General features: G+C 71.3%; 14 protein-coding genes. 7 read left to right on the forward strand and 7 right to left on the reverse strand.

Features of this window, described 5'->3' with window-relative positions; translation table 11 throughout:
* Positions 1 to 19 precede the first annotated feature (19 nt).
* Positions 20 to 1,483, forward strand: coding sequence for a lysyl oxidase family protein (locus tag ABEA34_RS03640; RefSeq protein WP_345519377.1), 1,464 nt, complete (start codon positions 20 to 22; stop codon positions 1,481 to 1,483).
* A gap of 81 nt (positions 1,484 to 1,564) precedes the next feature.
* Here the strand turns inward: ABEA34_RS03640 and ABEA34_RS03645 are convergent, their stop codons facing one another.
* The 6 genes from ABEA34_RS03645 to ABEA34_RS03670 form a co-directional block, all read right to left on the reverse strand.
* Complete coding sequence (locus ABEA34_RS03645; RefSeq protein WP_345519378.1) at positions 1,565 to 2,383, reverse strand: phosphotransferase family protein; 819 nt, start codon at positions 2,381 to 2,383, stop codon at positions 1,565 to 1,567.
* A 9-nt stretch (positions 2,384 to 2,392) separates the two neighbouring features.
* The gene (locus ABEA34_RS03650; RefSeq protein ID WP_345519379.1) at positions 2,393 to 5,071 is read right to left on the reverse strand and encodes a DEAD/DEAH box helicase family protein; all 2,679 of its coding nucleotides are present in this window, start codon (positions 5,069 to 5,071) and stop codon (positions 2,393 to 2,395) included.
* A gap of 42 nt (positions 5,072 to 5,113) precedes the next feature.
* On the reverse strand, positions 5,114 to 6,067 hold the full coding sequence (locus ABEA34_RS03655; protein ID WP_345519380.1) for an electron transfer flavoprotein subunit alpha/FixB family protein: 954 nt from the start codon (positions 6,065 to 6,067) through the stop codon (positions 5,114 to 5,116).
* 10 nt (positions 6,068 to 6,077) lie between these two features.
* Positions 6,078 to 6,848 (reverse strand): electron transfer flavoprotein subunit beta/FixA family protein, encoded by a 771-nt coding sequence (locus ABEA34_RS03660; protein WP_425576852.1) that lies wholly within the window; start codon positions 6,846 to 6,848, stop codon positions 6,078 to 6,080.
* Between the two features lie 152 nt (positions 6,849 to 7,000).
* Positions 7,001 to 7,348: a hypothetical protein gene (locus ABEA34_RS03665; protein WP_345519384.1), complete on the reverse strand. Its 348-nt coding sequence runs from the start codon at positions 7,346 to 7,348 to the stop codon at positions 7,001 to 7,003.
* Between the two features lie 42 nt (positions 7,349 to 7,390).
* Positions 7,391 to 8,170, reverse strand: coding sequence for an enoyl-CoA hydratase/isomerase family protein (locus tag ABEA34_RS03670; RefSeq protein WP_345519386.1), 780 nt, complete (start codon positions 8,168 to 8,170; stop codon positions 7,391 to 7,393).
* Between the two features lie 55 nt (positions 8,171 to 8,225).
* On the opposite strand from ABEA34_RS03670, the gene glgX reads away from it, so the two are divergent.
* Positions 8,226 to 10,400, forward strand: a complete 2,175-nt coding sequence (gene glgX, locus ABEA34_RS03675) for a glycogen debranching protein GlgX (RefSeq protein WP_425576853.1) — start codon at positions 8,226 to 8,228, stop codon at positions 10,398 to 10,400.
* A gap of 91 nt (positions 10,401 to 10,491) precedes the next feature.
* Here the strand turns inward: glgX and glgP are convergent, their stop codons facing one another.
* Positions 10,492 to 13,077 carry an alpha-glucan family phosphorylase gene (gene glgP, locus ABEA34_RS03680; RefSeq protein ID WP_345519390.1) on the reverse strand — a complete coding sequence of 862 codons (2,586 nt, stop codon included), beginning with the start codon at positions 13,075 to 13,077 and terminating at the stop codon, positions 10,492 to 10,494.
* 128 nt (positions 13,078 to 13,205) lie between these two features.
* Between glgP and ABEA34_RS03685 the strand changes: the two genes are divergently transcribed.
* From ABEA34_RS03685 to glgB, 5 genes are all read left to right on the forward strand, one after another.
* A complete protein-coding gene (locus ABEA34_RS03685; protein ID WP_345519392.1) occupies positions 13,206 to 16,937 on the forward strand; it encodes a M36 family metallopeptidase in 3,732 nt (1,243 codons plus the stop codon).
* A 98-nt stretch (positions 16,938 to 17,035) separates the two neighbouring features.
* Positions 17,036 to 19,009 carry an alpha-1,4-glucan--maltose-1-phosphate maltosyltransferase gene (locus ABEA34_RS03690; RefSeq protein ID WP_345519394.1) on the forward strand — a complete coding sequence of 658 codons (1,974 nt, stop codon included), beginning with the start codon at positions 17,036 to 17,038 and terminating at the stop codon, positions 19,007 to 19,009.
* Complete coding sequence (gene treS, locus ABEA34_RS03695; protein WP_345519396.1) at positions 19,006 to 20,721, forward strand: maltose alpha-D-glucosyltransferase; 1,716 nt, start codon at positions 19,006 to 19,008, stop codon at positions 20,719 to 20,721. The genes ABEA34_RS03690 and treS overlap by 4 nt, the downstream gene beginning before the upstream one ends.
* Entirely contained in the window at positions 20,718 to 22,172 is a 1,455-nt protein-coding gene (locus ABEA34_RS03700; protein WP_345519399.1) for a maltokinase N-terminal cap-like domain-containing protein, read from the forward strand. Before treS ends, ABEA34_RS03700 begins: the two co-directional genes overlap by 4 nt.
* Entirely contained in the window at positions 22,169 to 24,364 is a 2,196-nt protein-coding gene (glgB, locus tag ABEA34_RS03705; protein WP_345519401.1) for a 1,4-alpha-glucan branching protein GlgB, read from the forward strand. The genes ABEA34_RS03700 and glgB overlap by 4 nt, the downstream gene beginning before the upstream one ends.
* Position 24,365: the final 1 nt, after the last annotated feature.

Raw genomic sequence — 24,365 nt, forward strand, 5'->3', positions numbered from 1 at the left:
CCCAGGGAAGGGAAACACCGTGCTCCGCTCCAGGCTCCGCTCGCTCGCTCTGGCCTCGGTCGCCGCTCTCGCGGCCTCGACCATCGTCGCCGTCTCGACCGACACCTCGTCCGGCGAGGACGCGCATCAGAAGGCCGCTGCGGCGGACGCGCCGTTCTCGCTGTGGGCACCGAGGACGGTCACGGCGTACACCTACCGCAACCGGACCTGGACCGACCTCGGGCTGCGGGTGATCGCCCGCGACCAGCCGTTCGAGCTGTGGTCGACGCGGGCGTCGTACGACCAGAAGATCCGGACCGTCTGGCGCTCGCCGGGCGGCGACGTGGCGCTGCCGGCCGGGGCGATGAAGGACTTCTCCGGCATTGGCAAGTTCCTCAAGCTGACGATCACGCCCAAGCACGGCAAGGCCACCGTGATGACCAACAAGGTCTGCTTCAACGGCTGGTCCGAGCGGGTCAAGCCGACCGCGGCGGCGACCTCGCCCTACCCAGCGGGGTGCTGGAACAACCCGTTCAGCCTCGGCTCGGTCCAGGGCGTCGAGGCCGGGTGGGCGACCACGCTGCTCACCAGCGATCGCCCGCTGCACATCGGCGCCGGCACCTACCGGGTGCGCGCCGAGGTCGCGCCGAAGTACGCCGCGCTCTTCGGCCTCTCGGCGGCCCAGGCGAGCCGCACGATCAAGCTCGTCGTGAAGGCGGAGGAGGACGAGGGGCCGACCGAGCCGGGGCCCGTCGACCGCATCGCCCGGCCGGCCGCGCACGCGCCGACGGGACCCGAGGGGCGCGCCGCCGGGCCGACCCCCGACCTGCGCTCCCTGCCCGCCTGGGGGATCTCGCTGTCGAAGAACAGCAAGTACCTGCGCTTCTCGGCCACCGTCTGGAACGCCGGCGACAGCCCGCTGGTCGTCGACGGCTTCCGCCAGAACGGCAAGGACCTGATGGACGCCTACCAGTACTTCTTCGACGCCGACGGCAACCAGACCGGCTACCAGAGCGTCGGCCACCTGCACTGGGACCCGAAGCCCTCGCACCAGCACTGGCACTTCGAGGACTTCGCCCGCTACTCGCTGCTGCGCAAGGACAAGACCGAGGCGGCCGTCTCCAAGAAGGAGGCCTTCTGCCTCGCCAACACCGACGCCGTCGACCTGACCGTCCCCAGCGCTGCGTGGAAGCCGGAGAACACCAACCTCGCCACCTCCTGCGGCGACTACTCGTCGCTGAGCATCCGGGAGGTGCTGGCCGCCGGCTGGGGCGACACGTACACGCAGTACCGCGCCGGGCAGTCCTTCCCGATCGCCAAGCTCCCCAACGGCGTCTACTACATCGCCGTGGCCGCCAACCCCGACGGCCACCTCGTCGAGACCTCGACCACCAACAACGTGGCGTTGCGCAAGATCCGCCTCGGCGGCAAGCCCGGCGAGCGCACGGTGAAGGTGTCCCAGGTCGGCATCATCAAGGACGAGGGGTACGGCGGCACCGGCTGACAGGTCGAGTCGGGACTTATGACGGTCGAGTCGGGAGATCCGGCTGCCCAAAGTCCCGACTCAAGCGTCAAAGGTCCCGACTCAACCGTCGGTCGCGTGCAGGTCGCCGGTGCTGACGATGGCCTCGAGGTGGAGGGCGGCGCGGTCGGCGACCGGGTTCTGGCCGGCCCGGGACGCGAGCTCGGAGAGCGCGTAGAGGTCGGCGGCCCGCGCCAGGTCCAGGGCCCGCTCGGGCGGGGTGCCGCGGAGCCCGGCGTACGTCGTGAGGACGCCCTCGACGTACGCCGGCTCGCGGTCGAAGCGGAGCACGTTGCCGAGGTCGGTGAAGGGGTGGCCGGCGTGCGCGAACTCCCAGTCCAGGACGCCGGTGACGGCGAGGGTGTCGGGGTCCAGGAGCAGGTTCTTGGGGTTGAGGTCGCTGTGCACCAGGCAGGTGCGGGTCTCCTCGTCCAGGAGCGCCTCGGCGGCGGCACCGACCTCACCGAGCGACGCCGGCAGCTCCAGCTCGAACCGCTCGACGGTCAGGTCGCCGTCGACGAAGACGCCGCGGTCCAGCATCGGCATGCCGCCGAGGGTGGCGACGACCCGGCCCACCGACTCCCCCGCCGTCCGCAGGCCGGTGTCGTCGAGGGTGGGCAGCAGCAGGTCGGCGCGGACGCCCGGCAGGAACGACGTGACCAGCAGCGCCGGCAGCTCCCCCGAGGCGCGGCGTACCTCCAGGACCTCGGGCACGGGCAGCAGGCCGCGCACCAGCCGGAGGACCGCCGCGTCGATCTCGTGCGCGGCCGGCCCGCGCGAGCCGCCGTAGATGCGCACGACGGTGCGCTCGCCGCCCGCCTCGGCGACGAAGGTCTCGCCCGACCAGCCGCCCTCGAGCGGCTCCAGCGACGCGAACTCCACCCGGCGAGCCTAGGACCAGTGCCGGCGGACGACGGTGGTCGCGTCGAAGGGGTCGCTGCCCTGCTGCGCGGCCAGCACGCCGGCGCCCTCGGGTGAGCCGGTGTAGAGCAGCTGGGTGGGTCCGACCCAGCGGTCCCAGGCCTCGGCGAAGGCGCCGGCCCGGGCGGCGTTGACGCCGAGCGCGGTCGGGACCGGGTGCCAGACGACCCCTGAGGGTCGGGCCTGGGCGATCGCGCGGCGTACGGCGGACCGACCGCCGAGCGTGGCCCACACGCCGACGTCCGGCACGTCGTCGGCGCCGAGCACGTAGCGGGCGACGACGTAGCGCGGTGTGGCGAGCGGCGCCAGCAGCTGCTCCAGCGAGTCGGCGAACAGCCAGGACGACGGCTCGTCGGCTCCGTCGAGGCGGCAGCGGTACTCGCCGCTGGGATGCGGCTCCACGACGACCGCTGCCCCGCCCGGGCCACCGAGACCCGCCGCGGCCAGGGCGTCGGCGACGGCGCGGCCGAGCTGGTCGAGCGAGGGCGGAGCGAGGAGCGGCGCGAGGACGAGGTCCCGCCACCCGGTCAGCCGCTCATGGCGGTGGCGCACCGCGAAGGCGCCGGGTCCCTCGGGCACCGCACCGCGGAAGAGCACGCCGTCGGCGGCCGCGACGACCGCCGGAGGCTCCGGCCGCACGTCGGGGGCGACCGGTGCGAGCCGGCCGCGGACCCGCAGGGTGGGTCGCACCTGGTCGACGTACGGCTCCCCGACGCGCCACCACGCGCGCACGGCCTGCCGGTCGCGGGCGCGCTCGGCCATCCGGTGGTTGATCGCGTCGATGTCGGCGATCGCCGGCGGCAGGTACGGCGAGAACGACGCGTCGAGGTGACCGACGCCGTCGACCACGTCCCCCTCGGCGTCGACGCCCTGGAAGCCCACGTGCTTGCGGACCAGTCGGTCCCAGTCCTGGCCGCCGCGCGGGTGCGCCTCGGTGAGGCAGACGACCGACCAGGTCATCGCGACCTTGTCGGGCCAGGTCGCGTCGATGCGCAGCGCCCGGCCGCGGGTCTGGACGACCGCGGTGCTGGTGGTGGCCGTGGTCAGGTCCACGAGCGTGCTGATGCGGGGGGCGTCCCAGCCCTCGCCGAGCAGGCCGCGGGTGCCGACCAGCACCCGGGTGCCGCCGCTCTCGAAGAGCCGGGTCACGTGCGGCACCCAGCGCCGGCTGGTCCACGGTCCGGTGAGCTGCGCCACGGCTGCGTCGCCCGGCTCGACGACCAGGGCGTCGGCGAGGCGTGCGTCGGTGAGCCGCACCTGCTCCACCAGGTCCCGCAGCGTGCTCTCGGCCGCGGCCACCGTCGAGCCGGTCACCAGCAGCGGGGCGAGACCGGCGGTGGCGGGGTCGCCCACGAGGGCGGCGATGACCGAGCGTGCCGAGCCCTCCTGCTGGTCGAGCACGCCGTCGAGCTCGCGCGGCACGATCGCGCTCGCCCGCTCGTGGTCGCAGAGCACCAGCACCCGGGTGTGGTCGCCGAGGCTGTCCCACTCCCCCGCGACGAGGTCGACGGTCGCGGTCGTCTTCGCCATCGTCCGCGCCAGCACCCGGTCGACGGTCGAGCGGCCCGCGCGGATGCCGCGCCGGGTCCAGACGTAGCCGACGGCAGGCAGCGCACGGCGTACGACGCGCAGCACGTCGTGGTCGCGCGGGTCCTCGCTGGCGACGACACAGCGGCGCAGCCAGTCGTCGATGAGCAGCACCCAGTCCTGGGGCGTGGGCGGTCGCCGGTGGCGTTCGGACAGCACCGCGCCCGGAGGCAGCGCCAGCATCCCCACGAAGTGCAGCCGGAGGGCGGCGTCGAGCTGCTCCGGCGCCACCTCCGCGCGGGGCACCGCGGTGACGTACCGCTCGTCGAGCCACTGCAGGAACGGCCGCGAGCCGAAGGTCGGGTCCATCAGCCGGGTGGTGAGCTCGCCGAACCGGGTCGCCTCCTCGGCCAGCCACTCCTGCTCGTGCACGGTGGGGGTGACGAGGTGGGCGACCTCGAGGTACGGCGCGAGGTCGCCCTCGCGCACCAGCGCCGGCACGCCGGCCTGGAAGACGATGCCGCCGAAGAGCTCGTCGACCAGCCGCGCCTGGTCGGCGTCGAGGGTGGCGGGCGGGGTCGCCGTCAGCCCGAGCACGTGCGCGCTCGGCAGCTCCGCGAGCACCTCGGCCAGCAGCTCGCCCCAGACCTCGAGGAGGTGGTGGCACTCGTCGAGGACCAGCAGCAGGCCGGGGGTCTTGCGCAGGCGCTCGACCAGGTCCCGGCCGTTGGGGTGCAGGCGGGCCAGCTGGGAGGTGCCGGCATCTGGGTCGTCGGCCACCTCGTCGTCCGCGTCGAAGACCGCCACCGCCTGGTAGGTCAGCGAGACCAGCTCGGCGTCCGACCCGCGGTCGTCGGAGGCCGTCAGGCCGAAGGCGGTGGCCGCGTCGACCCACTGCCCCTGGATCGCGGTGTTGGGGCTGAGCACGACGGCGCGGGTGACCGTGCCGTCGGCGAGGTGCCGGGCCGCGGTCTCGAGGCCGACCCGGGTCTTGCCGCCACCCGGCGGCAGCACGATCCAGGCCCGGGTCCGGCCCGCGGCGTACGCCGCCTCCAGCGCGTCGAGTGCCCCGCGCTGGTGGACCCGCAACGGCAACGGGTCGTCCGCCTCTCCGCTACCCATCGGCGCTCGTGAGGCGGACGACCCGTCCATGCAGGGGGGCTCTCAGCCCTTGCGCTTGTTGATCTCCTCGGTGGCGGCGGGGAGGACCGTGTGCAGGTCTCCCACCACTCCGAAGTCGACGAGCTCGAACATCGGGGCCTCTTCGTCCTTGTTGACGGCCACGATGGTCTTGGAGGTCTGCATGCCGGCGCGGTGCTGGATCGCGCCGGAGATGCCGTTGGCGACGTAGAGCTGCGGCGAGACCGTCTTGCCGGTCTGACCGACCTGGAAGCTGTGCGGCATCCAGCCCGAGTCGACGGCGGCACGCGAGGCGCCCACGGCCGCGCCGAGCGCGTCCGCGAGGGCCTCGATCGGCTCGAAGTTGCCGCCGGTGCCGCGACCACCCGAGACCACGATCGCGGCCTCGGTGAGCTCGGGGCGACCGGTCGCCTGACGCGGCTGCGAGGCCACGATCTGGGCGGTCTTCGCGGCGTCGGAGACCGTCACGGCGAACTCCTCGACGGCGCCGGCGCCCTCGGACTCCTCCGGAGCGGCCGAGTTGGGCTTGACCGTGATGATCGGGGTGCCCTGGGTGACCTTCGCCTGCACGGTGTAGTTGCCGGCGAACACGCTCTGCGTGGTGACCGGGCCCTCCTGCACGTCGACCGCGTCGGTGATCAGGCCGGACTTCAGCTTGATCGACAGCCGGGCGCCGATCTCCTTGCCCTCCGCGGAGGACGGGATCAGGATCGCGGCGGGCGAGGCCTTCTCGGCGAGCTGCTGCAGCGCCTCCGCCTTCGGGGCCACCAGGTAGCCCTTGATCTCGGCGTCGTCGATGACGTAGACCTTCTCGGCGCCGTACTTCTTGACCTTGTCGGTCACGTCGCCGGCCTTGTCGGCAGGGCCGATGAAGACGGCCGAGGGCTCACCGAGGCGCTTGGCGATGGTGAGGAGCTCGTACGTCGGCTTCTTGACCGCGCCGTCGACGTGGTCGATGAGTACCAGAACTTCAGACATCAGTCGCTCCTCAGATGAACTTCTTGGAAGCGAGGAACTCGGTCAGCGCCGTGGCGCCTGAACCGTCCTCGTCCTTGACGATCTCGCCGGCGGTGCGCGGCGGGCGGGCCGTGGTCTCCTCGACCGCGGTCCACGCGGCGTCGAGGCCGACCTCGGCCGCGTCGACCCCGAGGTCGCTGAGCGACCAGGTCTCGAGCGGCTTCTTCTTGGCGGCCATGATGCCCTTGAACGACGGGTAGCGGGCCTCGCCGGACTGGTCGGTGACCGAGAGGACGATCGGCAGCGTGCCACCGATGACCTCGGTGGCGGTGTCGCCGTCACGCTTGATCCGGACCTGGCCGGACTGGGTCTCGACGACCGAGGCCAGCGTGATCTGCGGGAGGCCGAGGCGCTCCGCGAGCATGGCGGGCACGACACCGGCGGACGCGTCCGTCGAGGCCATGCCGCACATCACGACGTCGGGGCTGCCGAGCTTCTCGATGGCCTTCGCCAGCACCAGCGAGGTGGCGGCGTAGTCGGAGCCGGCGATCGCCTCGTCGGTGACGTGGACACCCTTGTCGGCACCCATCTGCAGTGCCTTGCGCACGGCGTCGAGGGCCTTCTCCGGCCCGATGCACAGCGCGGTGACCTCGGTGTCGTCGCCGGCCTTCTCCTTGAGCTGGAGAGCCTGCTCCACGGCGTACTCGTCGAGCTCCGAGAGCAACCCGTCGACGCCGACGCGGTCAACGGTGTTGTCCGACTCGAACTGCCGGTCGGCAGTGGCGTCGGGAACGTACTTCACACAGACGACAATGTTCATGGTGGTGTGGCCGAGACGGCCCCTCCTGTGGACTCGATGTGGTCGTGAGGCTACCGCCGCGTACGACGTGCCGAAACTCGGTCCGGGGTCGGGTATGTCACAGCGCCGCTGTCACGGTCCCCCGGCGGGGCGGCTCAGGGGCGGACCAGCCGCTCCAGGATCCGGCCGACGACGAGGTAGGCGACCGCGCCGAGGCCCCAGTTGGCCAGCGCGCTCTTCGTGGCGGCGTCGGCGCCGTCGAAGGTGAAGATGCCGTTGTCGCGCGAGAAGACGTCGAGGTCGACGACGTCCGCGACGTCGAGGACGAAGCCGACCAGCACGTTCTTGTCGTTGGCGTCCAGCGCGATCAGCAGGGCGCCGACCGCGAGGAACAGCGCACACACCACGGCCGCGAGCCAGATCAGCTGCGCGAGGCGGATCCGCGCCTGGGCGGTCGCGCTCGACTTCTTCCGCTCGGCCACGTCAGCTCCCGACTTCGTCACGGGCGGAATCGTCCCCCAGGCAGGTCCGCGCCAAACGGTCGCTCATCGGCCGACGAACTCGGCCTTGCCCGGCCCGTTCTCCACGAACGACGCCATCCCGATGGTCCGGTCCTGCGTGGCGAAGAGCGCGGCGAACTGCTGGCGCTCGATCTCCAGCCCGGTCTCGAGGTCGACCTCGGAGCCGCGGTCGATGCTCTCCTTCGCCGCGCGCAGGGCGTACGCCGCGGCGGCGCTGAACTGCCGCGCCCAGGCCAGCGCCTCGTCGTACACGCTCTCGGCGGGCACCACCTTGTCGACCAGGCCGATCGCCAGGGCCTCGTCGGCCTTCACGAACCGGCCGGTGAAGATCAGGTCCTTGGCCTTGCTCGGGCCGACCAGACGGGTCAGCCGCTGGGTGCCGCCCGCGCCGGGGATGATGCCGAGCAGGATCTCGGGCTGGCCGAGCGTGGCGTTGTCGGCGGCGATCCGGATGTCGGCGCACAGCGCGAGCTCGCAGCCCCCGCCGAGCGCGTAGCCGGTGATCGCGGCGACCACGGGCTTCGGGATGCGCGCGACCGCGCCCAGCGCGGACTGCAGCGGGCCGGAGCGCTTGACCATGTCGGTGTAGGACATGTCCGCCATCTCCTTGATGTCGGCGCCGGCGGCGAAGACCCGCTCGCCGCCGTAGATGACGACGGCCCGGACGTCGTCGCGCTCGGTGGCCTCGAGGGCGGCGGCGCGGATCTCCTCCTGCACCTGCACGTTGAGCGCGTTCATCTTCGGTCGGTCCAGCCGGATGGTCCCGACGCCGTCGGCCACCTCCAGTCGCACGAACTCGCCCATCGCTGCCACCTCTCTTGTAGGACCCGTCCCCGGCATGCTGCCAGCATCGGCAAGAATGCAGCCCGTGACCCCTGGCATCTGGACCCACCTCGGACAGCGGGCGCGGGTGTGGCCGGGTCGCAACTGGCCGCTCGGCGCGACCTGGTCACCCGAGTCGACCAACTTCGCGGTCTACTCCCCCAACGCGACCGAGTGCTGGGTCTGCCTCTTCGACGACGACGGCGTCGAGACCCGGCACCAGCTCACCGAGCGGTCGCTGGGCATCTGGCACGGCGCGCTCCCCGACGTACGCCCCGGGACGCGGTACGGCTACCGCGTCGACGGGCCGTGGGACCCCGCCGACGGGCTGCGCTTCAACCCGCACAAGCTGCTGCTCGACCCGTACGCGCTGGCCACCGCCGGCACGGTGACGCCGAAGCCGGCGCTGTTCGGCTACGACATGGCCGACCCCACGCTCCGCGACGAGCAGGACTCCGCGCCGTACACCGCGCGCAGCGTCGTCGTCGACCCGTCCTTCGACTGGGAGGGCGAGGTCCCGATGCGGCGGCGGTGGCGGGACACCGTGATCTACGAGCTGCACGTCAAGGGCTTCACCCAGCTGCACGACCGGGTCCCCGAGGAGCAGCGCGGGACGTACGCCGGGCTCGGGAGCCCCGCGGTCGTGGAGTACCTGCGTGACCTCGGCGTCACGGCGGTCGAGCTGCTGCCCGTGCACCAGTTCTTCTCGGAGCCCGCGCTGCTCGCGCGCGGGACGGTCAACTACTGGGGCTACAACACGATCAGCTACTTCTCCCCCGACGCCGGCTACAGCTCGGCCGGCGACCAGGGCGGGCAGGTCAACGAGTTCAAGCAGATGGTGAAGTCGCTGCACGCCGCCGGGATCGAGGTGATCCTCGACGTCGTCTACAACCACACCGCCGAGGGCGGCTCGCTCGGGCCCACGATCTCCTTCCGCGGCCTCGACGACCGCGGCTTCTACAAGCGGGTCAAGCCGACCGTCGACCCGGAGACCGGCGCCGAGACCTTCGACGACACCTACTGGGACGTCACCGGCTGCGGCAACACCGTCGACTCCAACGACCCGCTGGCGCTGCGGCTGATCCTCGACTCGCTGCGCTACTGGGTGACCGAGATGCACGTCGACGGGTTCCGCTTCGACCTGATGTCGGCGCTCACCCGGACCGGCTACGACATCGACATGAGCTGCCGGCTGCTGGTCGCGATCGGCCAGGACCCCGTGCTGCGGCACGTGAAGCTCATCGCCGAGCCGTGGGACGCCTCGATGGACGGCTACCTGGTCGGCCGGATGCCACCGCCGTGGGTGGAGTGGAACGACCAGTACCGCGACGAGATCCGGGACTTCTGGCGCAACCACTCGTCGGGCAACAGCACCGTCGCCACCCGGCTCGCCGGTTCGTCGGACCTGTACGCCGACGACGGGCGCTCGGCGTACAACTCGATCAACTTCGTGACGGCGCACGACGGCTTCACCGTGCGCGACCTGGTGACCTACGAGGCCAAGCACAACGAGGCCAACGGGGAGGACAACCGGGACGGCACCGACAACAACCGCTCCTGGAACCTCGGTCACGAGGGCGAGTCCGACGACGACGCGCTGGTCGCCGTACGACGTCGGCAGGCGGCCAACATCATGGCCACCCTGTGCCTCTCCAACGGGGTGCCGATGATCACCGCCGGCGACGAGCGCGGCCGCACGCAGCGTGGCAACAACAACGCGTACTGCCAGGACAACGAGATCTCGTGGGTCGACTGGAGCCCGGACGACGCCTGGCTCGACGTCTACCAGATCACGAAGACCGCCCTGCAGCTGCGCCGCGAGCACCCGGCGCTGCGGCAGCGGCACTGGTTCGAGGGGCGGCCGACGATCCGCGGCGGTCCGAAGGACCTCGCCTGGCTGCATCCGTCGGGGCGCGAGATGACCGCCGACGACTGGCACGACCCGGACCTGCGCACGATCGGGATGTTCGTGTCCGGCGCCCCGTTGCGGGCGCCGGGGCGACACGGCGAGCAGCAGGTCGACAAGTCGTTCGTGCTCTGGTTCAACGCCAACTGGCTGCCGACCACGATCTCGCTGCCCGAGAACGACTGGGTGCAGACCGGCGAGGTCGTGCTGTCCACCGACTTCCGGCTCCCGGTGGGCACGCAGGTCAAGGCCGGGGACCGGGTCGCCCTCGGTCGCCGTACCGTCGTCGTGATCCGCGAAGTTTGAGTCGGGACTTCTGACGGTTGAGTCGGGAGTTCTGCCGCTTCACTCCGGAGAAAAGTCCGGAATGAAGCGTCAGAAGTCCCGACTCGACGGACTAGGGGAGGGCGACGACGCCGAGCTCGGCGGGTGAGGCGAGCAGGTCGTTGCGCGGGATGATCCGGACCGTGTAGCCGAAGGCACCCGAGTGGTCGAGGAGCAGGTCGCCGTCGAAGCGGTGCCGGCCGGCCTCGTAGGACTCGGCCAGGTGCAGCTGCTCGACGACGGTGTCGGTGAGCTCGTCCTCGGCGTTGATCTTGCCGTGGAGCAGCTCGACCGCGACGTCGTCGGGGCTGAGGTCGCCGAGGCCGACGAAGGCGCGGACGCTCATCGCGTCGCCGACCTCCGGGGCCTCGCTGACGCCGCTGCTCTCGACGTGCTCGACGCGTACGCCGGGCCAGCCGGCCTTCACCTTCTTCTTCCACGCGGCCAGGACGACGGCGCCGGCGTAGTCGGAGTTGAGCCGGCGGGCGGTGGTCGCGGCCGGCGTGTAGAGCTGGCGCACGTAGTCGCTGACCATCCGGGTGGCGAGCACCTTCGGGCCCAGCGACTTCAGCGTGTGCCGGGTCATCTCGAGCCAGCGGGTCGGCACGCCCTCTGCGTCGACGTCGTAGAAGCGCGGGGCGACCTCGTTCTCGATGAGGTCGTAGAGGGCGCTCGCCTCGAGGTCGTCACGGTGGTCGGGGTCGACGACGCCGTCGGCGGACGGGATCGCCCAGCCGTTCTCGCCGTCGTACCACTCGTCCCACCAGCCGTCGAGGATCGACAGGTTGAGACCGCCGTTGAGCGCGGCCTTCATGCCCGACGTGCCGCAGGCCTCGTAGGGGCGCAGCGGGTTGTTGAGCCAGACGTCGCAGCCCGGGTAGAGCGGCTGCGCCATCGCGATGTCGTAGTTGGGCAGGTAGGCGATCCGGTGCCGGACCTCCGGGTCGTCGGCGAGCTGGACGATCGCCTGGATCAGCTTCTTGCCGCCGTCGTCGGCCGGGTGCGCCTTGCCCGCCATCACCAGCTGGATCGGGCGCTCGGGGTGCAGCAGCAGGCGCTTGAGCCGCTCCGGGTCGCGCAGCATCAGCGTGAGTCGCTTGTACGACGCAGCGCGCCGCGCGAAGCCGATCGTCAGCACGTCGGGGTCGAGGGCGTTGTCGATCCAGCCGAGCTCGGCCTTGGCGGCGCCACGCTTCTCGCAGGAGCGGGCCAGCCGCTTGCGCGCGTCGACGACCAGCCGCTCGCGCAGGGCGCGCTTGGTCGCCCAGATGTCGACGCCCGAGACCTTGTCGACGGCGGACCAGAAGGACTCGGCGTCGTCGGACTCCGCGTCGGCACCCTGGCTGGTCGCCAGCTCGATGACCTCGCGCGCGACCCAGGTCGGGGCGTGCACGCCGTTGGTGATCGAGCCGATCGGGACCTCGGCCTCGTCGAAGGCCGGCCACAGGCCCTGGAACATCTCGCGGCTCACGTGGCCGTGCAGCTGCGAGACGCCGTTGGCGCGCTGGGCGAGCCGGAAGCCCATCACGGCCATGTTGAAGACCGTCGGGTCGCCGCCCTCGTAGTCCTCGCTGCCGAGCGGCAGGATCCGGTCGACCGGTACGCCGGGGGTCGCACCGCCGTCGCTGAAGTACTGCTCGACGAGCGTGCGCGGGAAGCGGTCGATGCCGGCCGGGACCGGCGTGTGCGTCGTGAACACGGTCGACGCCCGGCCGACCTCGAGCGCGGTGTCGAAGTCGAGCTTCGGGCCGCCCTCGGCGACGGTGAGCTCACGGATCCGCTCCAGGCCGAGGAAGCCGGCGTGGCCCTCGTTGGTGTGGAACACCTCGGGCGCCTGGTGGCCGGTGAGACGGGAGAAGACGCGCAGCGCCCGGACACCGCCGACGCCGAGGAGCAGCTCCTGGCGGAGCCGGTGCTCGCTGTTGCCGCCGTACAGCCGGTCGGTCACGTCGCGGTAGTGGTCGGGGTTGCCCTCGACGTCGGTGTCGAGCATCAGCAGCGGCACGCGGCCGACGCTCGCCACCCAGATCCGGGCGAGCAGCTCGGGCCCGTCGGGCATCGCGATGCTGATCATCGCGCGCTCGCCGTTGTCGTCGCGCAGCGGCGAGATCGGCAGCCCGTCGGGATCGAGCACCGGGTAGGTCTCCTGCTGCCAGCCCTCACGCGAGAACGCCTGCTTGAAGTAGCCGTGCTTGTAGAGCAGGCCGACGCCGATGATCGGCACGCCGAGGTCGCTCGCGGCCTTCAGGTGGTCGCCGGCCAGGATGCCGAGGCCGCCGGAGTACTGCGGCAGCACCGCGGCGATGCCGAACTCCGGCGAGAAGTAGCCGATCGCGGCGGGACCGTCGACGCCCGCGGCCAGGCGGCGCTGGTACCAGCGGTCACCGGTGAGGTAGCGCTCGAGGTCGTCGTGGGCGGCCGCGAGGCGGGCCAGGAAGTCGGCATCCTGGGCCAGCTCGTCGAGCCGCGCCCGCCCGACCGCGCCCAGCAGGCGGACCGGGTCGCGCCCGGTCGACTCCCACAGGTCGGGGTCGACGGCGGCGAAGACGTCCTGCGTCTCGGGGCTCCACGACCAGCGCAGGTTGCCGGCGAGGGCGCTCAGCGCGGCGAGGGCCGGGGGCAGCACGGGGCGGACGGTGAATCGTCGGATAGCACGCACATGCGGACGTTACCGCGAGACTCTTGGAACGATCAAAGGAATGGCGCGATCGCTGCTGGACCAGACCGCCGACCCCGGGGTGGACGAGGTTCACATAACGAACGGGCGCGTCCGACGTTGTCGCTGGCATGACCGCACGCGCGCTCCTCCCGCTGCTCCTCGCCGGCACCCTCGTCACCGGGCTGACCCAGCTGCCCGCCACCGCGAGCAGTGCACCCTCCTCCCCCGGGCCGACGCCCGCGGTCAGCCGCACCATCGGCGACCCGGTCCACGGCCTCAGCGAGATCGACGTCCGCGGTGCCGTCGCACCGACCGCGGCCCAGCGCGGCGCGGTCGCCGCCCTCGGCCCCGTGCAGCTGCGCTGGAACGAGTTCGGTACGCCGGCCTCGATCCTGCCCAAGGACGGCACCCTCGGCCCCGCGGCCGGCTCCCCGGTCGATGCTGCCCGCTCCTGGGTCACCGGCCACGCCGCGCTGCTCGGCCTCGGCGCCGAGCAGGTCGCCGGCCTCGAGCTGGTCAAGGACCAGCGGCTGGTCGACTCCGGCGCCCACGCGGTGCTCTTCCGGCAGACCTTCGGCGGCCTCGAGCCTGCCTCGGGCAGCCTCGTCACCGTCGGCGTCGCCGACGGCCAGATCACCTACGTCTCGTCCTCGCTGACCCGCACCACCCAGACCCCGCCGGCCAGCACGGTCACCCCGCTGCAGGGGTGGCTGGCAGCTGCCGACAACGTCGGCCTCGGCGTCGATGCCGGCCAGGTCGGCGACATCGTGTCCGCCGTCTCCGCCGGGTGGACCCGCCTCACGGTCCCCGGGTTCCCGCAGGAGCAGACGGTCCGGCTCCGTGCCCTCGCGATGGCCGACGGCTCGGTCCGCCCGGTGCTCGAGGCCAACGTCGTCAAGGTCGTCGGCGGCGCGTCCACGGCGTACCGCGTGCTCGTCGACGGACTCGACAAGGACGTGCTCGTCCGGCACAACGCCGTCGACAACGCGATGTACAACAACGTCTTCCAGGGCACGGTCAGCAACACGACCTGCGGCCCGGAGCACCCGTTCGAGCTCGACGACGACCTGACGAAGTCGATCACCGCGACGGCCCTCGCCGTACCTCTCGACGACGTCACGGTCACGCTCGAGGGCCCCGGTGGGCTCCACGAGACCCAGGACCTGCTGACCAGCCCGGAGGTCGCGACGTTCACCTCCGACGGCTTCCCGTCCGGGGTCTACACGGTGCAGATCTGCCCGTTCGACGACGCGTCCATCACGGTCGGCCAGTACGCCGTCCTCGTCGCCGCCAGCGACTCCGGCGCCCCGTCGACCGGCGACGCGAGCATCGACCCGCGCTGGCGCTACTTCACCGCCAACCCCGACCTCGCGTCGACCGCGGTCGGCACCGTCCCCGGCAACTCGGTCGTCGGCTGCTGGACCGGAACCGGCCCGGACTGCACCACCCCCAACGGCCCGCTGGCCAACAGCGCCGCCAACGACGGCCCCTGGGACAACGCCGCCGGCGTCCCGACCTCGACGACGGTCGGCAACAACGCCAACACCCACGAGGCCTGGGCCGACCCCGACGCCCCGGGCGGCCTGCTGCAGGCACCGGTGTCGCCGACCCGCGACTACACCACCGACTTCACGGACGCGTGGAACGAGTCCGGCTGCGACCCGAGCCAGCTGGTGCCGACCGGCAACGACATCGACGCGTCCGTCACCAACCTCTTCGCGTCGCACAACCGGATGCACGACTACAGCTACTACCTCGGCTTCACCGAGGACAACTACAACCTCCAGCTGAGCAACCGCGGCCACGGCGGCGTGGCCGGTGACGCCGAGGTCGGCAACGCCCAGGCCGGCGCGATCAGCGGGGGCAGCCCGACGTACCTGGGGCGCGACAACGCCAACCAGATCACCCTCAACGACGGCGTGCCCGGCATCACCAACCAGTACCTCTTCCAGCCGATCGCCGGGTCGTTCTACTCCCCCTGCACCGACGGCGCGCTCGACATGAGCATCGTCGGCCACGAGTACACCCACGCGATCTCCAACCGGATGATCGGCGGCCCCGACGACGGCATCACGTCCGAGCAGGGCGGTGCCATGGGTGAGTCGTGGGGCGACCTGAACGCCGCCGAGTACATGTTCGGCAACGGCTACTCCAACGGCGCCAGCCCGTGGGTCGTCGGCCCGTACGCCACCGGCAACGCCACGGCCGGCATCCGCGACTACCCCATCGACAAGAACCCGCTCAACTACTCGGACTACGGCTTCGACACCACCGGCCCGGAGGTGCACGCCGACGGCGAGATCTGGAACGGCACCCAGTGGGAGGTGCGCCAGGCGCTGGTGGCCAAGTGGAACAGCCAGTTCCCGTACGCCGACAAGCAGCTGCAGAAGGACTGCACGATCGCGTCCGGTGCCCAGAGCCCGCTCCCGGCCTCGCACTGCCCGGGCAATCGCCGCTGGATCCAGCTCGTCTTCGACGCCTTCCTGCTCCAGCAGGGCGCGACGTCGATGCTCGACGCCCGCGACGCCATGATCGCGGCCGACCAGATGCGCTTCGGTGGCGCCGACGTCGACACGCTGTGGGCGGCCTTCGCCCGTCGCGGCATGGGCGGCGCGGCCTCGACGCCGGACGCCGACTCCTCCGACCCGACGCCGAGCTTCGCCTCGCCGAAGGGGCCCAACGCCACGGTGACCTTCCGGTCGGCCGGCAAGGGCTCGGTCTACGTCGGTGACTTCGAGGCGCGGGTCACCCCGGTCGCGGACACCGACCCCGCGAGCACCCTGGGCGCGGCCGCCGACTTCACGCCGGGCACCTACCGGATGCTCTACGTCTCGCCCGACCACGGCTTCCAGCGGTTCACGCTCACCGTCGGCTCCGGCGCGGCCGACCAGACGGTGCGGATCGCCGACACCGACGTCAACCTCGCGAGCGCCGCCGCCGGCGGCGCCGTGATCGGGTCGACCGCCGGGTCGCTCAACCCGGAGTCGCTGATCGACGGCACCGAGGCCACCAACTGGGGCGGCGTCACCGCCGAGAACGTGGACGTCTCGAAGCCGTCCGTCGCCGTCGACCTCGCCGGCGGCGTGCACACGGTCCGCCGGGTGCAGGTGAGCGCCTACCTGACGCCGGCTCCCGCCGACCCCAACGAGCTGCCGCTGGCGGCCGACCCCGACTCGGGCTCGCGCTTCACGGCGCTGCGCAAGTTCGCACTCCAGGCGTGCGTCGCCGACTGCGCGTCGGACGGCGCCACCTGGAAGACGTTCTACACGTCGGCCGACGACGCGTTCCCCGGCACCGTGCCGCGGCCGGTCGCGCCCGACCAGACGCTGCGCACGTTCGCCGTACCCGCCACCCAGGCGGCCGCGGTCCGCCTGGTGGCGCTCGAGAACCAGTGCACCGGCAACGCCGAGTACGCCGGCGAGCAGGACAACGACCCCAACAACGCCACCGACTGCGCCACGGCGTCCGACCGGGGCACGATCGTGCACGCCTCGGAGCTGCAGGTCTTCGAGAACGCCGCGGCCCCTGGCGGCGTCGTCAAGGCGCCCACCAAGCCGGCGACGACCAGGACGAAGCTGTCGATCCCCGACCGCTCGGTCGTGCGCGGCCAGACCCTCAAGGGGTACGCCGTCGTCGTGCACGCCGGCAAGGCCATCGGTCGGGCCGGCAAGGTCGTCCTCTTCCGCGACGGCAAGCGCGTCGGCGCGGTCACCCTCGGCCGCGGCCGGACGGCGTTCAAGCTCAAGGGGCTCGCGGTCGGCACGCACCGGATCCGGGTGAAGTTCGTGCCCAAGGACCGCCACGCGTTCGGTGCCTCGACGTCGCGGGTCGTGAAGATCAGGGTCGTTCGCCGCCACTGAGTGAGACGGTCACCCACGGGCGCATCCGACCGGGCGAGGACGGGTAGTAGACCAGCGCAGTTGCAGGTCTTCTCCGCATTCTCGCTAGGTTGGAGCGCATGGTCGGACGCATCCCCGTCATGAACGTCACGCCGCTTGTCGACCTCGGTCGCCAGCCGGCGAAGGCGACGGTCGGCGAACCGTTTCCTGTCACTGCGAGCGTGTTCCGGGAAGGGCACGACCAGCTGGGCGCCGAGGTCGTGCTCACCGGACCCGACGGCGTACGCCGCGCTCCGGTGCGGATGACCAAGCACGCAGAGGTCCCCGACCTCTATGAGGCCTGGGTCACCCCGGACCTCCCCGGCGCCTGGACGTTCGAGGTCCAGGCCTGGTCGAGCCCGCTCGGCACCTGGTTCCACGACGGACCGATCAAGATCCGCGCCGACGTGGACACCGAGCTGATGTTCACCGAGGGCCGGCTGCTGTTCGAGCGGGTGCGCGCGTCACTCGACGCGAGCGAGACCGAGCAGGCGCGGACCATCGACGGCGCGATCCAGGCCGCCTCGGACACCGACCGGCCCGTCGCTGCCCGGCTGGCCGCGATCGAGGACCCGGCCGTGATCTCCGCCCTCGAGAGCCACCCGATCCGCGAGCTGCTCACCGTCGAGGGCCCCTACCCGGCGTACGCCGACCGGACCAAGGCGCTCTTCAGCAGCTGGTACGAGTTCTTCCCGCGCTCCGAGGGCGCGAAGAAGAACGCGAAGACCGGCAAGGTCACCAGCGGCACCTTCAAGACCGCGGCCAAGCGGCTCGACGCCGTCGCGGCGATGGGCTTCGACGTGATCTACCTGCCGCCGATCCACCCGATCGGCGAGGTCAACCGCAAGGGCCCCAACAACACCCTCGACCCGGGTCCGGGCGACCCGGGCTCCCCGTGGGCGATCGGCTCCAAGGACGGCGGGCACGACGCGATCCACCCCGACCTCGGGACGTTCGCCGACTTCGACGCCTTCGTGGCGCGGGCCAACAAGCTCGGCCTCGAGGTCGCGCTCGACCTCGCGCTGCAGGCCGCACCCGACCACCCGTGGGTCACCAGCCACCCGGAGTGGTTCACCCCGCGCGCCGACGGCACGATCGCGTACGCCGAGAACCCGCCGAAGAAGTACCAGGACATCTACCCGGTCAACTTCGACAACGACCCGACCGGCATCTGCCGCGAGGTGCTCCGGATCGTCCGGCTCTGGATCTCGCACGGCGTCCGGATCTTCCGGGTCGACAACCCCCACACCAAGCCGCTGGCGTTCTGGGAGTGGCTGCTCACGGAGGTACGCCGCACCGACCCCGACGTGCTCTTCCTCGCCGAGGCGTTCACCCGCCCCGCGATGATGCGCGGCCTCGGGGCGATCGGCTTCCAGCAGTCCTACACGTACTTCACGTGGCGCACCGCGAAGTGGGAGATCGAGGAGTACCTGCTCGAGCTGTCCCACGAGACCGACCACCTGATGCGGCCCAACTTCTTCGTCAACACCCCCGACATCCTGCACGCCTACCTCCAGTACGGCGGGCCGGCAGCGTTCAAGATCCGCGCCGTCATCGCGGCGACCGGCTCGCCCAGCTGGGGCGTGTACGCCGGCTACGAGCTCTTCGAGCACGTGGCGGTCAAGCCCGGCAGCGAGGAGTACCTCGACTCGGAGAAGTACCAGATCCGCATCCGCGACTGGGCGGGCGCCGAGGCCGAGGGGCGCACGCTCGCGCCGTACCTCACCCGGCTCAACGAGATCCGCCGCGCGCACCCGGCGCTGCAGCTGCTCCGCAACGTGACCATCCACTGGAGCGACGACGAGAACATCCTGGTCTTCTCGAAGACGCACGAGGACGACACCGTCATCGTCGTCGTCAACGTGGACCCGCACGCCACCCGCGAGACCACGGTGCACCTCGACCTGGCCGCGCTGGGCCTGACCGAGACCGACTCGTTCGTGGTCCACGACGAGATCACCGGCGAGGACTGGGGCTGGGGCCAGCACAACTACGTCCGGCTCGACCCCCACCACGAGCCTGCCCACATCCTCACCGTGAGGAGGACCCGTTGACCCCCGAGATCACCGAAGAGAGCACGACCCGCACCCCCGAGTGGTTCAAGACCGCCGTCTTCTACGAGGTCCTGGTCCGCGCGTTCCGCGACTCCAACGCCGACGGCACCGGCGACTTCCGCGGCCTGGTCGAGAAGCTCGACTACCTGCAGTGGCTGGGCGTGGACTGCCTCTGGATCCCGCCGTTCTTCCCGAGCCCGCTGCGCGACGACGGGTACGACGTCGCCGACTACACCGGCGTGCACCCGGAGATCGGCACCATCGACGACTTCCGGTACTTCCTCGACGAGGCGCACAAGCGCGGCCTGCGCGTGATCATCGACTTCGTCATGAACCACACGAGCGACCAGCACGCGTGGTTCCAGGCGTCGCGCAACGACCCCGAGGGCCCGTACGGCGACTTCTACGTCTGGTCGGACACCGACGAGCTCTACGAGGAGGCACGGGTCATCTTCGTCGACACCGAGCCGTCCAACTGGACCTGGGACCCGGTGCGCCAGCAGTACTTCTGGCACCGCTTCTTCTCCCACCAGCCCGACCTCAACTTCGACAACCCGGCCGTCCACGACGCGATCATCGACGCGATCCGCTTCTGGATGGACATGGGCATGGACGGCTTCCGCCTCGACGCGGTGCCGTACCTCTACGAGCGCCCGGGCACCAACGGCGAGAACCTCCCCGAGACCCACGACTTCCTCAAGAAGGTGCGCAAGGTCGTCGACGACGAGTACCCCGGCCGGGTGCTGCTCTGCGAGGCCAACCAGTGGCCCGAGGACGTCGTCGACTACTTCGGCGACCCGGAGGTCGGCGGCGACGAGTGCCACATGGCCTTCCACTTCCCGGTGATGCCGCGCATCTTCATGGCGGTACGTCGCGAGTCGCGCTTCCCGATCTCGGAGATCCTCGAGCAGACGCCGGCGATCCCCGACAAGTGCCAGTGGGGCATCTTCCTGCGCAACCACGACGAGCTGACGCTCGAGATGGTGACCGACGACGACCGCGACTACATGTGGGGCGAGTACGCCAAGGACCCCCGGATGAAGGCCAACATCGGCATCCGCCGGCGCCTGGCTCCCCTGCTCGACAACGACACCAACCAGATCGAGCTCTTCAACGCGCTGCTGCTGTCGCTGCCCGGGTCGCCGTGCCTCTACTACGGCGACGAGATCGGGATGGGCGACAACATCTGGCTCGGTGACCGCGACGGCGTCCGCACGCCGATGCAGTGGACCGCCGACCGCAACGCCGGCTTCTCCTCGGCCACGCCGGGCAAGCTGGACCGCCCGGTGATCCAGGACCCGGTGTTCGGCTACCAGTCGGTCAACGTCGAGGCCCAGCTCGAGAACTCCTCGTCGCTGCTGCACTGGACCCGCCGGATGATCCACGCCCGGCGCAACCACCCGGCGTTCGGCCTCGGGGACTTCCACGACCTCGGCGGCTCCAACCCGTCGGTGCTGTCGTACGTCCGCGAGCACACCACCGAGGACGGTCACGAGGACCTGATCCTCTGCGTCAACAACCTGTCCCGCTTCCCGCAGCCGATCGAGCTGGACCTGCGGCGCTACCAGGGCCGGCAGCCGGTCGAGCTCCTCGGTGGCGTCCCCTTCCCCGAGATCGGCGAGCTCCCCTACCTGCTCACGCTGGCGGGTTACGGCTTCTACTGGTTCCGGCTCACCGCCGAGCAACCCACCGAGGAGGGTCAGCTGCTGTGACCGCCCAGACCCCAGAGCTCCAGCCCGATGTATTCGTCAGGTACCTAGAACGCACCCGCTGGTTCGGCGGCAAGGGCCGGCCGTTCACCGTCACGGGAGTACGCCGCATCGGTGAGCTCCCGGGCAGCGGCGACGGCCTGTGGGTGGTGATCGACCTGGTCGAGGTCACCTACGGCGACGGCCCGGGTGGCACCGAGATCTACCAGGTGCCCCTGGCCCTCTACACGGACCCCGAGACGCGGCTCGACCACGCCTTCCTCGGATGGTGGGAGGAGCCCGAGTTCGGCTGGGTCCACGCCTACGACGCGCTGCACGACCGCGAGGCGATGGGCCTGTGGCTCCGCGCGTTCGCCGGTGCAGCCGACGAGGCCGGGGGCAACCGGACCGACCTCTCCAGCGGACTCGCCTTCCACCGGCTCGAGGGCCACGACCTCGACCTCGACACCCACTCGACCCTCTTCTCGGGTGAGCAGTCGAACTCGTCGGTCGCCTTCGGCGAGGACGCGCTGATGAAGGTCTTCCGCAAGATCACGCCCGGGGTCAACCCCGACATCCAGGTGCACGACGTGCTCACCCGCGCCGGCTCCGACCACATCGCCGCGCTCTACGGCTGGCTCGACTGGGTGGACGGTGCGCCCTCGAGCGACACCGACGACGGCCGGGGCACGACCATGCAGCTCGCGATGCTGCAGCAGTTCCTGCGGACCGCCAGCGACGGCTGGGACCTCGCGGTCTCCAGCGCCCGCAACCTCTTCGCCGAGGCCGACCTGCACGCCCACGAGGCCGGCGGCGACTTCGCCGGCGAGGCCGCCCGCCTCGGCGAGGCGCTGCGGGAGGTGCACGTCGTGCTCGCCGAGCACTTCCCGACCGAGCGCCGGGGCGCCGACGCGGCCGTCGAGCTCGCCGACGCCATGACGACGCGTCTCGACGACGCCCTCGCCGTGGTGCCCGAGCTCGCGCCGCACGCCGAGGAGCTGCGCGCGACGTACGACCGGGTGCGCGCGCTGCCCGGGCTCGACGTGCAACGCGTCCACGGCGACCTGCACCTCGGCCAGACCCTCCGCACCAGCCTCGGCTGGAAGATCGTCGACTTCGAGGGCGAGCCGGCCAAGCCGCTCGCCGACCGGCTGCTGCCGGACTCGCCGTGGCGCGACGTCGCCGGGATGCTGCGCTCCTTCGACTACGCCCCGCGCGTCGTCGAGCGCTCGTTCGCCCAGGACGACGCGGAGGGTGCGCCGCAGCGCGCCTACCGCGCCGACGAGTGGGCGCACCGCAACAGCAACTACTTCCTGACGGCGTACGCCGGCGGCCAGATCAGCGCCGAGGACCGCGTCCTGCTGGACGCGTACGTCGCCGACAAGGTCGTCTACGAGACCGTCTACGAGACCCGCAACCGACCGGCCTGGGTGGACATCCCGCTCGCGGCCGTCGCGAGGATGGAACAGGCATGAGCACCCCGAAGGTCCAGCCCGTCTCCGAGACCGAGCTGAGCCAGGTCGTCCACGGTCAGCACGGCGACCCGCACGGCGTGCTCGGCCCGCACCCGTACGACGGCGCGGTGACGGTGCGCGTCCTCAAGCCGCTCGCGACGACCGTCGAGGTCCGCTGGGACGGAGGCTCCGTCGGGCTGGCCCACGAGCACGAGGGCATCTGGGTCGGCGTCATCCCGCTCCCCGACGTCCCCGACTACCGGGTCGCGGCGTCGTACGGCGCGGAGCCGATCGTGCTCGACGACCCCTACCGGTTCCTGCCGACGCTCGGCGAGATGGACCTGCACCTGATCAACGAGGGCCGCCACGAGCAGCTCTGGGAGGTGCTCGGGGCCAAGGTCCGGCACTACCCCGGCGCGCTGGAGCCGGTCACCGGCACGTCCTTCGCCGTGTGGGCGCCGTCGGCGCGCGCGGTCCGGATCAAGGCCGACTTCAACAGCTGGGACGGCCGCGAGCACCCGATGCGGCAGCTCGGCACCTCCGGCGTCTGGGAGCTCTTCGTCCCGGGCGTCCGCGGCGGCACGGCGTACAAGTTCGTGATCCTCGGCCCCGACGGCGAGTGGCGCGAGAAGGCCGACCCGATGGCGGTCTGGGCCGAGAAGCCCGCCGACACGGCCTCGAAGATCTTCGAGTCGAGCTACGAGTGGAACGACGACGCGTGGCTCGCCGCGCGCGCCGAGAGCTCCCCGGTCAACGGCCCGATGAGCATCTACGAGATGCACCTCGCGTCCTGGAAGAAGCACCACGACGGCCGCTTCTGGTCGTGGGCCGAGCTGGCCGAGGAGCTGCCGGCGTACGTCGCCGGCCTGGGCTTCACCCACGTCGAGCTGATGCCGGTGATGCAGCACCCGTTCGGCGGCTCGTGGGGCTACCACGTGACGTCGTACTTCGCCCCGGACTCGCGCTTCGGCGACCCCGACGGCTTCCGGCTGCTCGTCGACAAGCTCCACCAGGCCGGCGTGGGCGTCATCCTCGACTGGGTGCCCGGGCACTTCGCCACCGACGAGTGGGCGCTCGCCCGCTTCGACGGCACGCCGCTCTACGAGGACCCCAACCCGCAGCGCGGGTGGCACAAGGAGTGGGGCTCCCACATCTTCAACTTCGGTCGTCGGGAGGTGCGCAACTTCCTCTACGCCAACGCGGTCTACTGGCTGGAGGAGTTCCACGCCGACGGGCTGCGCGTCGACGGCGTCGCGTCGATGCTCTACCTCGACTACGCCCGCGAGGACGGCGAGTGGTCGCCCAACATCCACGGCGGGCACGAGAACCTCGAGGCCGTGCAGTTCCTGCAGGAGATGAACGCGACCGTCTACAAGCGGATCCCCGGCATCGCCACCATCGCCGAGGAGTCGACGTCGTGGCCGGGTGTCACGAAGCCGACATCGCAGGACGGGCTCGGCTTCGGCTTCAAGTGGAACATGGGCTGGATGCACGACTCGCTGGACTACCTCGCCCACGAGCCGGTCTACCGCGCCTACCACCACGGGGAGATGACCTTCTCGCTCGTCTACGCCTTCTCCGAGAACTTCGTGCTGCCGCTCTCGCACGACGAGGTCGTGCACGGCAAGGGCTCACTGCTGCGCAAGATGCCGGGCGACCGCTGGCAGCAGCTCGCCAACCTGCGCGCCTACTACGGCTTCATGTGGGCGCACCCGGGCAAGCAGCTGATCTTCATGGGCTGCGAGCTCGGCCAGGAGTCCGAGTGGGCGGAGTCGCGCGAGCTCGACTGGTGGCTCCTCGAGCACCCCGAGCACCGCGGCGTGTCCGACCTGGTCCGCGACCTCAACGCGGCGTACGTCGGCTCCCCGGCCGTGTGGTCGCAGGACAACGATCCGAGCGGCTTCCAGTGGATCGACGCCAACGACGCCGGCCGCAACGTCTTCTCGTTCCTGCGCCGCGGCACGGACGGCACGCCCGACGTCGTCTGCGTCTCGAACTTCGCCTCGGTGCCCCACGACGACTACCGGGTCGGACTGCCCGCCGCCGGCGAGTGGGACGAGATCCTCAACACCGACGCCGAGATCTACGCCGGGTCCGGCGTGGGCAACTTCGGCGCGGTGACGGCCGTCGAGGGCGAGTGGTCCGGGCAGCCGGCGTACGCCACCATCGTCGTCCCACCCCTGGCGACGGTGTGGTTCCGGCGTCGCGCCTGAT

It is taken from the genome of Nocardioides conyzicola (assembly GCF_039543825.1).
Classification (GTDB): domain Bacteria; phylum Actinomycetota; class Actinomycetes; order Propionibacteriales; family Nocardioidaceae; genus Nocardioides; species Nocardioides conyzicola.

What these genes read in the sequence shown, in the direction of transcription:
- ABEA34_RS03650 (WP_345519379.1), bottom strand. Translation starts at nt 5,071, where the DNA reads ATGGGTAGCGGAGAGGCGGACGACCCGTTGCCGTTGCGGGTCCACCAG.
- ABEA34_RS03655 (WP_345519380.1), bottom strand. Translation starts at nt 6,067, where the DNA reads ATGTCTGAAGTTCTGGTACTCATCGACCACGTCGACGGCGCGGTCAAG.
- ABEA34_RS03670 (WP_345519386.1), bottom strand. Translation starts at nt 8,170, where the DNA reads ATGGGCGAGTTCGTGCGACTGGAGGTGGCCGACGGCGTCGGGACCATC.
- glgX (WP_425576853.1), top strand. Translation starts at nt 8,226, where the DNA reads ATGCAGCCCGTGACCCCTGGCATCTGGACCCACCTCGGACAGCGGGCG.
- ABEA34_RS03685 (WP_345519392.1), top strand. Translation starts at nt 13,206, where the DNA reads ATGACCGCACGCGCGCTCCTCCCGCTGCTCCTCGCCGGCACCCTCGTC.
- ABEA34_RS03690 (WP_345519394.1), top strand. Translation starts at nt 17,036, where the DNA reads ATGGTCGGACGCATCCCCGTCATGAACGTCACGCCGCTTGTCGACCTC.
- glgB (WP_345519401.1), top strand. Translation starts at nt 22,169, where the DNA reads ATGAGCACCCCGAAGGTCCAGCCCGTCTCCGAGACCGAGCTGAGCCAG.